This is a genomic window from Catellatospora tritici, from assembly GCF_019083965.1.
GTDB classification, from domain to species: domain Bacteria; phylum Actinomycetota; class Actinomycetes; order Mycobacteriales; family Micromonosporaceae; genus Catellatospora; species Catellatospora tritici.
Genome location: NZ_JAHRCY010000007.1, coordinates 227814 through 239987 on the forward strand (window position 1 = coordinate 227814; position 12174 = coordinate 239987).

Below are 12174 nucleotides of genomic sequence, written 5' to 3' on the forward strand. Positions count from 1 at the left end.
CAGCCGATCGCCGCGCCCGCGGCGGCGGGCGCCAACAGCACAGCCGATCGCCGCGCCCGCGAAGGCGGGCGCCAACAGCACAGCCGATCGCCGCGCCCGCGAAGGCGGGCGCCAACAGCACCGAGGCGCCCTCCGCACCGTTGGGGGACGGTGTGGAGGGCGCCTCGGTCAAGGGGTCCTTGCTGTTCAGTTGTGTCAGTCGCCCTGTCGCTGGTGCGGGATCTGGCCCTGGAGCAGAGCACGCACCTCCGACTCACGGTAGCGGCGGTGGCCACCCAGCGTCCGGATGGCGCTGAGCTTTCCCGCCTTGGCCCACCGGGTCACGGTCTTCGGGTCGACGCGGAACATCGACGCAACCTCTGCCGGGGTGAGCAGGGGCTCTGGTTCGTGCGTACGCGACGCCATGCGGTCACTCCTCCACAAGTACCTATAGACGTAGGCCGGGGTCCCGCCGGCCAACGCGCTACCCATAGTCCGGCTAGTCCCCGATGTCCGACATGGGCCGAACGGGTGAAGGTCCGTGGATAGACGGATGATGAAAGAACGACATGTCCGCATTAAGAGCATGAAGCCAGGAATTTCATAGCTTCATGTCACGTGAAGTAGTGCTACCGCTGCGTAGCGTCAGTTGCTGCGTTCGAGCAGTTGGATCGCCCGCCACCGCTGCACGAGCTGCTCGTACGCCGCCGTCGCCGCGTCGCCGTCCTCTCGCTCCAGCCCCGCCAGCCCCGTCGAGACCAGCTCGACCGAGTCGTCGTCGCGCAGCGCGTCCTCGGACAGCAGGGCGGTCAGGCCGCCGTAGTCCAGCTCCACCACCGAGCCGGGGTGGAACGACTCGAGCCAGCGCGCGGTCTCGCGCAGCGACTCGGTGATGGGCACGTCGCCCAGTGTCTTGCGGAGCACCCGCAGGCCCTTGTGCGCCCGCTGGCGGGCCTTTCCTATCTCGGTGCGGTAGCGCAGCACCCGCCGGGTCGGCTCCAGCACCAGGTCCCGCTCAGCCGGCGAGACCAGCACGAACCAGCGCAGCGGCACGCCCCAGGTGGCCACCTGCTCGTGCATCCGGTCCTCGGCCCGCACCTGCTCCACCACGGTCTGCGCCAGGCCGACCAGCGCCGGGGGCACGAACGCGTCGGCGAGCACCTGCGGCACCCCGTCGCGGGCCTGCAGCGCCGCCTCGGCCACCCGCACCCGCAGGTTCCACGGGCACACCAGCGGCACATCGGCCTGGCCGGTGAGGGCCGACATCACGTACGCCTCGTCGGGCAGATCGGGCAGGCGCGACCAGCCCGCGCCGAGCGCCTCGAGCACCGTGGCACGCTGGCGGCCAGGACCGTCGGCCACGCCCACGGCCCGTCCCTCGTCGACGTAGCGACGCCAGAACCGCTCCCGTTCGGGGCCGAACGCGGTGAGCGGTTCGTACACCCTCAGGTACGCGGCGAACTGTGACGGCACCTCGCGATCCTCCCACGATTAGGCTGTCAGCGGGAGCGTCACTACCGGGGCGTCTCCCAGCCTCCGGAAAGACCGGCGGCCATGGCCTCACAAGGGCCAGCGACGTCTCCTTGGAGCCAGCAGTGGGTGTATTCACCGACGGCAGTCACGAACAGGTTGTGTTCTGCCAGGACCGCGCCAGCGGTCTGAAGGCCATCATCGGCATCTACTCGACCGCGCTCGGGCCCGCCCTGGGCGGCACGCGCTTCTACCCGTACGCCTCGGAGGAGCAGGCTCTGCACGACGTGCTGGAGCTGTCCCGTGGCATGGCGTACAAGAACGCCCTCGCGGGGCTCGACCTCGGCGGCGGCAAGGCCGTCATCTGGGGCGACCCCGACCAGCTCAAGTCCGAGGCCCTGCTGCGGGCGTACGGCCGCTTCGTGCAGTCGCTGGGCGGGCGCTACTACACCGCCTGTGACGTCGGCACCTACGTGCAGGACATGGACCTGGTGGCGCGCGAGACCAACTTCGTCACCGGCCGCAGCGTCGAATACGGCGGCGCCGGCGACTCCTCCATCCTGACCGCCTGGGGCGTCTTCCAGGGCATGCGCGCCGCGGCCGAGCACCGCTGGGGCAGCACCTCGCTGCGCGGCCGCCGGGTCGGCATCGCGGGCCTGGGCAAGGTCGGCAAGTACCTCACCGCGCACCTGCTCGAGGACGGCGCCGAGGTCGTGGCCACCGATGTCAGCCCCAAGGCGCTCGCCTGGGCGAAGGAGGCCCACCCGCAGGTGAACCTGGTCGCGGACGCGACCGCACTGATCACCAGCGACATCGACGTGTACGCGCCCTGCGCGCTGGGCGGCGCCCTGGACGACGACACCGTCCCCGCGCTGCGTGCCCAGATCGTCGCCGGTGCCGCCAACAACCAGCTGGCCCACCCCGGCGTGGAGAAGCTGCTGATGGACCGCGGCATCCTCTACGCGCCCGACTACCTGGTGAACGCCGGCGGTGTGATCCAGGTCGCCGACGAGATCGACGGCTTCAACTTCGATCGGGCCAAGCTGCGCGCCACGAAGATCTTCGACACCACCAAGCGGCTGCTGGAGCTCGCCGACAGCGAGGGGATCTCCCCGGCCACCGCGGCGGACCGGCTCGCCGAGCAGCGCATGGCCGACGTGGGCCGACTGCGCACCATCCGGGTCTAGCCTGGTTCAGCAGGTCAGCGGCGCGGCTCCGGGCGATCCCCGGGGCCGCGCCGTCATACTGATCCGTTATGAACCGGGAGCGATATACTCCTTACAAGTCATAAAACGGACAGGTTCCCGTGGGCTGCCAGACACCCGGCAACCCGAGATGCCGAAGTGGCCTCCTCCCATGTACCGTATGAGCCACGAGAGATGTCTGACGTCATCGGGGCCCGCCTTCGGGTAGCCCCGTCATTCATGTGCGAGGGGGTCGGCCATGGGGCGCGGCCGAGCTAAGGCCAAGCAGACTAAGGTGGCCCGGGAGTTGAAGTACCACTCCCCGAACACCGACCTCGCCGCCTTGCAGCGTGAGCTCGCGGGAAGCGATCTCACCAGCGACAGCGGCAAAGCCGAAGATCACGACGAGCCGGATCCGTACGACCCGTACGATGCCTACGCCGTCGATGATGATGACGACGATGACGACGGCAAGGACTGGACCCCCCGCCGCTGATCTTCCTGGCCGCGCCGCCCGCTAACGCGGGCGGTTGTTCCAGTTGAAGAAAGTCGGGATGTTCTCGAAGTGGTTCCAGGCGCAGACAGCGGTGCTGTCCGCGCCTGGTGCTTCGGAACGCGCCAGTCGTGCCGCTCGGGCCTCCTCCAACAGGGGAACGAGATCGTCACGTACGTCGCGGATCTGGGCTACCACCAGGTCGAGTGGATCGGACATGATCGAGCACTCCCTCCAGTAAGTGGATCTTGCTGTTGCGGCAGTGCTCGGTCTGTGTCCCGTCGAATCGCCCGTGCTCGAAGTAGCGGTTGGCCGCGTGCCCGCCGCCGCAGAAGCCGAAGTACGGGCAGCTCGCCCGGCACGCCTCCACTCCCTGGACGAACTCGCCGACCCACCGGGTTCCCGTGGGCTGCGCCAGCAGCTCCGACAGCCCGCGGGTGAGGACGTTTCCGCTGGTGAAGTCGCCGTATCCGGCGTCGGTGAACCCGGCCAGCTCCGGCGACAGCAGCACCACGGCGCCGTCCCAGCCCACGGTCGGGATCGGGTCCAGCTCGCGCGGCAGCAGGTCGTCCGCGGTGCCGGTGAGCACCGCGTCCAGATAGCGCAGGCTCCATTCCAGCTCGCGCAGGTGCAGCCGGGGACGGGCACGCCACGCGGCGGTCAGCTCCGCCCAGAACGCCCGCACCGCGGCCGCGTCATGCCGGTTGTCGCGCCCGTTGACGCCCTCCCGCTCCTCCACGTTGATGCCCAGGGTGTCGCAGCCCAGGTCGAGGAAGTAGTCGTACAGGCGGGCGGCCAGGCCGGGCCGCGGGTCGGTGACGACACACAGGGCCGCGAACGGCAGGCCGTGGCGGCGCAGGGTGGTGATGCCGCGCTCGATGCGGGCGTACGCGGCCCGCCCGGCCCGGTCGACCCGGTCGCCGTTGCAGTCGGGCGGCCCGTCGACGCTCACGCTCACCCGCAACCGCCGCGCGGTGAAGAACTCACACCAGGCGTCGTCGATCAGGGTGGCGTTGGTCTGGATGTGCTGCTCCACCTCGGCCGAGAACGGCGCCATCAGCGCCGCCAGGTGCTCCCGCCCGGCCGCCATGGGCTCGCCGCCATGCCAGACCACCGAGAACCGGCCCCGCTGCGCCCAGGCGTTGCCGTCGGCGGCCACCGCGCGGGCCACGGCCACGCTCATCCGGCGGTCGGCCGACCGCAGTGGCAGGTAGCAGTAGACGCAGTCCAGGTTGCACAGGGTCGTGGGCTGCATCACCACGTATGACGGAACCCGCGAGACGCCTCGCATGCCGTTGACGAGGGCCACGCGACCATTGCAGCAAACGTGCTGGAGTTTGTCTTCATCGCATACGTGAAAGAAGGCGCCGACCGCGTCGCAAAATGCGAACGGGTCGGCGCCTTCTCAACACGTGGAATCAGTCGTCGAGCCAGTCGAGCCTGCGGCCGTCCCGGCCTCGGCGATCGTCGTAGCCGTTCTCCTGCTGGCTGCCGTACGGGTCCTGGCCGTAGCCCTGCTGCTGACCGTAACCCGGCTGCTGCTGGCCGCCGTACGGGTCGTAGCCCCCGCCCTGCTGGCCGTTGCCGTACGGGTCCTGGCCGTAGCCCTGCTGCTGACCGTAGCCCGGCTGCTGCTGGCCGCCGTACGGGTCCTGCTGGCCGTAGCCCTGCTGCCCGTAGCCGCCCTGCTGCTGGCCGTAGCCCGGCTGCTGGGTGCCGTAGCCGCCACCGGCGCCGGAGGTCGGGCCCGCGTAGTGGGTGGGCTCGTCGTACTGGCCCTGGCCGTACCCGGGCTGCTGCTGGCCGTAGCCCGGCTGCCCGTAGCCCGGCTGCTGCTGGCCGTAGCCCTGCTGGCCGTAACCGGAGTCGCCGTAGCCCGGCTGGCCGCCGTAGCCACTGGTCGGCGCGACCGGGGAGCCACCTGCGTAGCCACTGGTCGGGGCAACGGGGGAGCCACCGGCGTAGCCACTGGTCGGGGCAACGGGGGAGCCACCGGCGTAGCCGCTGGTCGGCGCGACCGGGGAGCCGCCGTAGGCGCCGCCGGCCGGGCTGCCGTACGCGCCGCCCTGCTGGCCGTAGCCCTGCTGCTGCCCGTAACCGCCCTGCTGCTGCTGGCCCCACGGGGGCTGCTGGCCCTGCTGCGGACCCGGCTGGCCGTACGGCTGCTGCGGGCCGCGCTGGGCCGGGACGCCGTAGTCGCCCGGACGGTGCATCATCGTGGCCGCGTCGGCACCGGGCCGGGCCACCATGGTCGGGTCGGCGGGACGGCCGTAGGTGCCCGCACCGGCACCGGCGTACGCACCGGCTCCGGCACGCACCGGCTGACCGGCGCCGCCGCGCGGACGGCCGCGAACCGGCTCGTCGTCGTCCTCGTCGTCCTCGTCGTCGTCATCATCGTCATCGTCGTTGTTGCGGCGGATGACGAGCAGCACGATCGCACCGATGCCGAGCGCCACCAGCAGACCACCGATGATGATCATGATCCAGGTCATGCCGTCGAGGCCACCCTCGTCGGCGGGCGTGGTCGGCTCGGTCTCCTCGCCGCCCGCCCCCTCCGAGGCCGCGTCGGTCGGCGTCGCCGCGTCGGTCGCCGTCGGCAGAGCTGCCGCCGCCGACGCGCTGGCGATGGCCGCCGGGTTCTCCATGGAGATCTGGATGTCGGTCTTCGAAGCGTTCGCCGCGACCTGGTACGACTGCGAGAAGGTCGTGTACGGGTCCTTCTGGACCGCGATAACGAGCAGACCCGGCGCGATCGGACTCTGCTGCGAACCAGTGAAGGTGAACGTCCCCGCGGTGCTGGTCTGCTTGGACGGCAGGTCCTTGCCGTTGCCGTCCGACAGGATCACGATGGCGCCGCCGATCGGCTTGCCCGTCAGAATGTCAACGACCTTGCCCGACACCTTCGCCACGGTCTCAGCCTGCGGCTGCCCCTGCTCCACGGTCAGCGGGTAGGTGCCCAGCTGCGTCTCGGCGCCGCCGGTCATGACCTTGATCATGACGTTGACGTTGCCCGCCTGGGAGCCCTTGATCTTCGCGGTCATATTGCCGGTGTCACCACCGGCCGTGATCGTCTTAGTGACGGCACAACCGGTCTGACACGTCGCCGCACCACCACTCGTGGTGATGCCGATGGTCAGCGTCACGTCGGAGGCGTCCGGATTCTTGATCTTGAAGGTCAGCGTCGTAGTCGCACCGACGTCGATCGTGCCGTCACTGAGGCTCGCACTGTCCAACTGTGGTGCGGCACTCGCGGGGGCAGCGACGCCCACCAGAGTGCCAAGCGACACCAGCGCTACCACTCCGACGCGCGCCAACCAGGACCGTCGCTGGGTAGTCACGGCCACCGCCTTCCAGGCTCCTCAATGTCCCGCAGCAGTGGGGGTTGGGGGGCTGCGGGAATACACCGCTCGCAACTATGCCTTGCGAAGGAAGGGTTGCGCGACCCAGGGCCGCCCCAAAGCGAACCGTTGTCACGTTGTATCGTCCGTTTATGTCCCCCTCGTCGGAAAAGTTCCCCGCCATAGCCGAGGCCCTAGAGAGCCTGGCCAACGGGGTCGCGCCGGACCGTTTGACACTCCGCGATGCGGTCAGGGCACTCCTGGACCAACTTGCGACGTCCGCCCCTGGCCGTTCGGTGGAGGTGCGGGTTCCTCCATACGGAGCTATTCAGTGTGTCGACGGGCCGAGACACACTCGCGGCACGCCACCGAACCTGGTGGAGACCGATCCGATCACATTTCTCCAACTCGCTGCCGGAGGAGTGGAATGGGACACAGCGGTAGCGGATGGCCGGATCCGGGCCAGTGGCATTCGCTCGGATATCTCCTCTCTTTTCCCTATCTGTTGATCGCGCCACTCAGGCCACACCCGTTGTTCAGTCACGCCTTCCAGGGACCGGCCGCCGGTCCGGCGACCCTGTCGAGTCACGTACACTGAGCTGCGGCGGCCAACGCCGCCCAGAGACTGACTCACTGCCGAATCACTCCATCGAACGCCGGCCGAAGTCCCGCCGGGCGTGACAGCCAATGAAGCGACAAGCGCAAGGAGCAGCAGGGTGCCCCGAGGCGACGGCCGGTTGAGCCACGAACTCGACCCCCACCGGCCAGGCCCGCAAGACGCGTGTGGCGTCTTCGGTGTCTGGGCCCCTGGTGAAGAGGTTGCCAAGCTCACCTACTTCGGCCTGTACGCACTGCAGCACCGCGGCCAGGAGGCGGCGGGCATCGCGGTCAGCGACGGTTCCGGAGTGGTGGTCTACAAGGACGTCGGCCTGGTGGCCCAGGTCTTCGACGAGCCGACCCTGGCCAGCCTGCGCGGCCACATCGCGATCGGGCACGCCCGCTACTCGACCACCGGCGACTCGACCTGGGAGAACTCCCAGCCGACGCTGCAGTCGACCACCGCGGGCACCACGATCGCGCTGGCGCACAACGGCAACCTGGTGAACACCGCCGACCTGGCCCGCCGCGCCGCCGAGCTCGGCATGGACAGCCGGGGCTCGACCAACGACACCGGCCTGGTCACCATGCTGCTGGCGGGCCGTCCCGACCTGTCGGTCGAGGCCGCCGCGCTGGAGGTGCTGCCGACCGTCGAGGGCGCGTTCAGCTTCGTCTTCATGGACGAGAACACGCTGTACGCGGCCCGTGATCCGCACGGCGTACGCCCGCTGATGCTCGGCCGCCTGGAGCGCGGCTGGGTCATCGCGAGCGAGCAGGCGGCGCTGGACATCTGCGGCGCCTCCGTGGTCCGCGAGGTCGAACCAGGCGAGCTCATCGCCATCGACGAGTACGGGCTGCGCTCCTCGCGCTTCGCCGCGCCCGACCCCAAGGGCTGCCTGTTCGAGTACGTCTACCTGGCCCGCCCCGACGCGACCATCTCCGGCCGCAACATCTACTCGACCCGGGTGGAGATCGGCCGCCGCCTCGCCGCGGAGCACCCGGTCGAGGCTGACCTGGTCATCCCGGTGCCCGAGTCGGGCACCCCGGCCGCCATCGGCTACGCCGAGGCCTCCGGCATCCCATACGGCCAGGGTCTGATGAAGAACGCCTACGTGGGCCGGACCTTCATCCAGCCCTCGCAGACGATCCGGCAGCTGGGCATCCGGCTCAAGCTGAACCCGCTGCGCGACAACGTGCGGGGCAAGCGCCTCGTCGTGGTCGACGACTCCATCGTGCGCGGCAACACGCAGCGCGCCATCGTGCGCATGCTGCGCGAGGCGGGCGCGCTGGAGGTCCACGTACGCATCTCCTCCCCGCCGGTCAAGTGGCCGTGCTTCTACGGCATCGACTTCGCCACCGGCGCCGAACTGCTCGCGAACGGCATGGACATGGAGGGCATCCGCCGCTCCATCGGTGCCGACTCGCTGGGCTACGTGTCGCTTGACGGCCTCATCGCGGCGTCCGAGCAGCCGAAGAACCGGTTGTGCCGGGCCTGCTTTGACGGCGAATACCCGATCAAGCTGCCCGCGAGCAACCTGATCGGCAAGCATGTGCTGGAAGGGGTCGGCCGCCGGGTCGGCGCCGACGAGCGCGGAGACCAGGCCCAGGCACAGTCGGCGGCGCCGTCGACGGAGCAGCTGAGCCGGTCTCAGTGACACCCGGCCGGGGCGGACCGGCCGATCGACACGGGACCGCGCGCGTCGACGCGCGCGGTGCCGCGGCAACAAAGGGGAGAGAAGACCGTGACGCACGTGACCGAGCGCCCAGTCTCCGGGCAGGGCTCCGACGGGGACCGTCAGCTGTGGACGGCAGCCAGCAGCAGCAACCGCCGACGCACGGGCTCGTCGTACGCCGACGCGGGCGTGTCGATCGACGCCGGTGACCGCGCGGTCGAGTTGCTCAAGGACAAGGTGCAGCGCACCCACCGGCCCGAGGTGCTGGGCGGGCTCGGCGGCTTCTCCGGCCTGTTCAAGCTCGACACCTCGAAGTACCGCAACCCGGTGCTCGCCTCCTCGACCGACGGCGTCGGCACGAAGCTCGCGATCGCGCAGCAGATGAACATCCACGACACGGTCGGCATCGACCTGGTCGCGATGGTCGTCGACGACCTGGTCGCCTGCGGTGCGGAGCCGCTGTTCCTGCTCGACTACATCGCCTGCGGCGAGGTGGTGCCGGACCGGATCGCCGAGATCGGCGCCGGTATCGCCGACGGCTGCCGCTACGCCGGTTGCGCCCTGCTTGGCGGCGAGACCGCCGAGCACCCCGGCCTGATGCGCCCGGACGAGTACGACCTGTCCGCCAACGGTGTCGGCGTCGTCGAGGAGGACCAGATCCTCGGCCCCGACCGGGTCCAGCTCGGCGACGTGGTGATCGCAATGCGCTCGTCCGGCCTGCACTCCAACGGTTACTCGCTGGTGCGGCACGTGCTGCTCGGCCAGGCCCGGCTCAAGCTCGACAGCGTCATCGAGGACCTGGGCGACCAGCGCACCCTCGGTGAGGAGCTGCTGACCCCCACCAAGATCTACGCCAAGGACTGCCTGAGCCTGATCGCCGAGTGTGACGTCCGCGCGTTCGCGCACGTCACCGGCGGCGGCATCCCGGGCAACCTGAACCGGGTGCTGCCGAAGAACATGGACGCCACAGTCGACCGGTCCTCCTGGGCGCCGCAGCCGATCTTCGACCTGATCCAGCGCAAGGGCCGGATCGACGGCCACGACATGGAGTCGACGTTCAACATGGGCGTCGGCATGTTCACCGTGGTCTCGCCCGAGGACGCGGACCGCGCGATGGCGCTGCTCACGGGCCGCGGCGTCGAGTGCTGGCAGGTCGGCGAGGTCATCGAGGGCTCCGGCGCGGTCCAGATGCACCGGTCGTACACGCGCGGGTAGTCCCTCCCAGACAGCTCCCAGCCCCGGTTCGCGCCTGCGAACCGGGGCTGTTGCGTTAAACCGGAGCTGCTGAGTTAAGAAGGGGCCCTTCTACCACGCAAAGCGATAAGAAGGGGCCCTTCCTTACCTCACAACCAGGCGGAGAGGGTGGTGCGGAGGGAGGTGGGGTCTAGGCCGTGCCAGCGGGCGTGGTCGGCGGGGGTGCCGTATGCGTGCAGGTCGCGGCGGCCGACGCCGAGGCTGAGCAGCCGGTGCGGCCGGTCGGCCAGTGCCTGGCTGACGACGTGGGCGGAGGTGCCCGCCAGGTACGGCTCGACCAGCACCACCTCGCCGGTGGCAGCCAGCGCCCGCAGGCCCATCACGTCGAACGGGCGGACGGTGTGCGTGTACGCCACCGTCACGTCCAGCCCTTCGGTGGCCGCGAGCACGGGCGCGAGCATCGGCCCGACCGCCACGACCAGTGGACCGGTGCCGTGGCGCACCGGCCGCAGCAACTCCGCCTCGGCGTACGCGATGTCGTTGACCTGGGTGGACAGGCGCAGGTAGACCGGGTCGTCGGTGGTGGCCGCGTCCCGTAGCAGCGGTCCGACCTCGCCCGGGTGCCCCGGCACCCGCACGGTCCAGCCGGGCAGCGTGTCGATCAATGACACGTCCATCGGCGACATATGCGTGTAGCCCATCTCCGCGCCGTCGTACGAGGCGCCGACGCTGACCAGCACCGCCCCGACGCCCTGGTGGGCCAGGTCCAGTTTGATCTGCTCGTACGCCCGGTCGACGACGAAGGTGGCGTAGCTGTGCGCGACCGGCCGCAGCCCGGTCAGGGCCAACCCGCCCGCGACTCCGATCATCAACTGCTCGCGGATGCCGACGTTGAGCACCCGGTCGGGGTGCGCGCGCAGCATCGGCTCGAACGCGGCCGCCGAGATGTCGGCCAGCACCAGCGCCGTACGCGGATCGTCTGTCAGCAGCTCGGCCATGGTGTCGGTGAACGCCTGGCGCATGTCAGCTTCCCTTCTTCTCGACCCGGGCGACGACCACATGCGGGCGGCCGGGGCGCGCGGCCCGCAGCCCCGCGTGAATGGCGTCGTGGTCGCGGCCGGCCACGGTCACGGCCGACCAGCCGTGCACCTCGAACCGGGAGGCGATCCCGCCGGGCCAGCCCAGCGAGGCGGAGTCGTTGTCGACCACGATCGCGGTGACCGAGTCCAGCCCGGTCGCGCCGGCGTACGCGATGGCCTCGTGGTTGCTGCCCTCGTCGAGTTCGGCGTCGCCGAGCAGGACGTAGACCCGGGGTGCCAGGCGGCCCTGGGCCCGCAGCCCCAGCGCGGTGCCGATGCCCAGCCCCAGGCCGTGGCCGAGTGAACCCGAGCTGATCTCGACGCCGGGCACGCGCAGCCGGTCCGGGTGGTGCCCGAGCGGGCTGTCCGGCCCGGCCAGGTCGTCCAGCCACTCGTGCGGGATGAACCCCTTGGCAGCCAGTACGGCGTAATATGCGGCGGGGCCGTGGCCCTTGGAGAGCAGGAAGCGGTCGCGGTCGGGGTCGTCCGGTCGCTCCGGGTCGATCCGCAGCACCCGGTCGTAGAGCACCCAGATCACGTCCAGCGTCGAGAACGCGCTCGGCGCGTGCTTCTCGTCCCCTGTCAGCCGCTTGAGCAGCAGGGAGGTATCGGATAGCGGAGCAACCTCGATCACAGCCATACAAGTAGAGTGCAAGTTCAAGTTCACTTGAACTCAAGGCGGTACGGGGTGCCTTCCACTGTGATGCTGACCATCGGCGAGCTGTCCGCCCGCAGCGGCGTCGCCCCATCGGCTCTTCGCTTCTACGAGCAGCGCGGACTGATCCACTCCGTGCGCACCGGCGGCAACCAGCGCCGGTACGAGCGCAGCGAACTGCGTCGGGTCTCCTTCATCCGCATCGCCCAGCAGGTGGGCGTCTCGCTGGAGCGCATCAGCACCGCCCTGGCCGACCTGCCCGAGGGCCGCACCCCGACCAAGGCCGACTGGGCCCGCCTGTCGGCACACTGGCGCGCCGAACTCGACGACAAGATCGCCCTGCTGGAACGACTGCGGGACACCCTCGACGGCTGCATCGGCTGCGGCTGCCTGTCGTTGCAGAGCTGCAAGCTGCACAACCCCGGTGACGCCCGCGCCGCCGAGGGCCCCGGACCCCGCACACTCCTGGGCTGAAGCCGGTCGCGAGGCCGACGGGGTTCCACCCTTATTGC

13 protein-coding genes are annotated in these 12174 nt (G+C 70.1%); 6 read left to right on the forward strand and 7 right to left on the reverse strand.

What is annotated here, in order from left to right:
- Positions 1-195: 195 nt before the first annotated feature.
- A complete protein-coding gene (locus KUA19_RS18100; RefSeq protein WP_020522548.1) occupies positions 196-405 on the reverse strand; it encodes a BldC family transcriptional regulator in 210 nt (69 codons plus the stop codon).
- A gap of 219 nt (positions 406-624) precedes the next feature.
- Positions 625-1452, reverse strand: coding sequence for a DUF8083 family protein (locus tag KUA19_RS18105; protein ID WP_217397175.1), 828 nt, complete (start codon positions 1450-1452; stop codon positions 625-627).
- A 122-nt stretch (positions 1453-1574) separates the two neighbouring features.
- On the opposite strand from KUA19_RS18105, the gene KUA19_RS18110 reads away from it, so the two are divergent.
- Together KUA19_RS18110 and KUA19_RS18115 are read left to right on the forward strand one after the other, a co-directional pair.
- A complete protein-coding gene (locus KUA19_RS18110) occupies positions 1575-2636 on the forward strand; it encodes a Glu/Leu/Phe/Val family dehydrogenase (protein ID WP_217397176.1) in 1062 nt (353 codons plus the stop codon).
- Between the two features lie 256 nt (positions 2637-2892).
- Entirely contained in the window at positions 2893-3129 is a 237-nt protein-coding gene (locus tag KUA19_RS18115) for a DUF3073 domain-containing protein (protein WP_217397177.1), read from the forward strand.
- A gap of 21 nt (positions 3130-3150) precedes the next feature.
- Here the strand turns inward: KUA19_RS18115 and amcA are convergent, their stop codons facing one another.
- The 3 genes from amcA to KUA19_RS18125 form a co-directional block, all read right to left on the reverse strand.
- A complete protein-coding gene (gene amcA / locus KUA19_RS42890) occupies positions 3151-3345 on the reverse strand; it encodes a multiple cyclophane-containing RiPP AmcA (RefSeq protein WP_254549620.1) in 195 nt (64 codons plus the stop codon).
- Positions 3296-4417 (reverse strand): cyclophane-forming radical SAM peptide maturase AmcB, encoded by a 1122-nt coding sequence (gene amcB, locus KUA19_RS18120; RefSeq protein ID WP_217397364.1) that lies wholly within the window; start codon positions 4415-4417, stop codon positions 3296-3298. Before amcB ends, amcA begins: the two co-directional genes overlap by 50 nt.
- A gap of 127 nt (positions 4418-4544) precedes the next feature.
- A complete protein-coding gene (locus KUA19_RS18125; RefSeq protein WP_217397178.1) occupies positions 4545-6359 on the reverse strand; it encodes a carboxypeptidase-like regulatory domain-containing protein in 1815 nt (604 codons plus the stop codon).
- A 257-nt stretch (positions 6360-6616) separates the two neighbouring features.
- Here KUA19_RS18125 and KUA19_RS18130 point away from each other — a divergent pair, with 257 nt between their 5' ends.
- The 3 genes from KUA19_RS18130 to purM all read left to right on the forward strand — a co-directional run bounded on the left by KUA19_RS18130 (position 6617) and on the right by purM (position 9949).
- The gene (locus KUA19_RS18130) at positions 6617-6973 is read left to right on the forward strand and encodes a sterol carrier family protein (RefSeq protein ID WP_217397179.1); all 357 of its coding nucleotides are present in this window, start codon (positions 6617-6619) and stop codon (positions 6971-6973) included.
- 207 nt (positions 6974-7180) lie between these two features.
- Positions 7181-8716, forward strand: a complete 1536-nt coding sequence (gene purF / locus KUA19_RS18135; RefSeq protein WP_217397180.1) for an amidophosphoribosyltransferase — start codon at positions 7181-7183, stop codon at positions 8714-8716.
- A gap of 87 nt (positions 8717-8803) precedes the next feature.
- On the forward strand, positions 8804-9949 hold the full coding sequence (gene purM, locus KUA19_RS18140) for a phosphoribosylformylglycinamidine cyclo-ligase (RefSeq protein WP_217397181.1): 1146 nt from the start codon (positions 8804-8806) through the stop codon (positions 9947-9949).
- Between the two features lie 128 nt (positions 9950-10077).
- Here purM and KUA19_RS18145 read toward each other — a convergent pair whose 3' ends face one another.
- Both KUA19_RS18145 and KUA19_RS18150 read right to left on the reverse strand, forming a co-directional pair.
- Positions 10078-10950: a transketolase family protein gene (locus KUA19_RS18145; RefSeq protein ID WP_217397182.1), complete on the reverse strand. Its 873-nt coding sequence runs from the start codon at positions 10948-10950 to the stop codon at positions 10078-10080.
- A 1-nt stretch (position 10951) separates the two neighbouring features.
- The gene (locus KUA19_RS18150) at positions 10952-11647 is read right to left on the reverse strand and encodes a thiamine pyrophosphate-binding protein (RefSeq protein WP_217397183.1); all 696 of its coding nucleotides are present in this window, start codon (positions 11645-11647) and stop codon (positions 10952-10954) included.
- A 63-nt stretch (positions 11648-11710) separates the two neighbouring features.
- Here KUA19_RS18150 and soxR point away from each other — a divergent pair, with 63 nt between their 5' ends.
- Positions 11711-12136 carry a redox-sensitive transcriptional activator SoxR gene (soxR, locus tag KUA19_RS18155; protein ID WP_217397365.1) on the forward strand — a complete coding sequence of 142 codons (426 nt, stop codon included), beginning with the start codon at positions 11711-11713 and terminating at the stop codon, positions 12134-12136.
- Positions 12137-12174 lie beyond the last annotated feature (38 nt).

Excerpts from the sequence above, each read along its gene's own strand:
- KUA19_RS18145 (WP_217397182.1), bottom strand. The coding sequence starts at position 10,950 with ATGCGCCAGGCGTTCACCGACACCATGGCCGAGCTGCTGACAGACGAT.
- amcA (WP_254549620.1), bottom strand. The coding sequence starts at position 3,345 with ATGTCCGATCCACTCGACCTGGTGGTAGCCCAGATCCGCGACGTACGT.
- amcB (WP_217397364.1), bottom strand. The coding sequence starts at position 4,417 with ATGCGAGGCGTCTCGCGGGTTCCGTCATACGTGGTGATGCAGCCCACG.
- soxR (WP_217397365.1), top strand. The coding sequence starts at position 11,711 with ATGCTGACCATCGGCGAGCTGTCCGCCCGCAGCGGCGTCGCCCCATCG.
- KUA19_RS18130 (WP_217397179.1), top strand. The coding sequence starts at position 6,617 with ATGTCCCCCTCGTCGGAAAAGTTCCCCGCCATAGCCGAGGCCCTAGAG.
- KUA19_RS18150 (WP_217397183.1), bottom strand. The coding sequence starts at position 11,647 with ATGGCTGTGATCGAGGTTGCTCCGCTATCCGATACCTCCCTGCTGCTC.
- KUA19_RS18115 (WP_217397177.1), top strand. The coding sequence starts at position 2,893 with ATGGGGCGCGGCCGAGCTAAGGCCAAGCAGACTAAGGTGGCCCGGGAG.
- KUA19_RS18100 (WP_020522548.1), bottom strand. The coding sequence starts at position 405 with ATGGCGTCGCGTACGCACGAACCAGAGCCCCTGCTCACCCCGGCAGAG.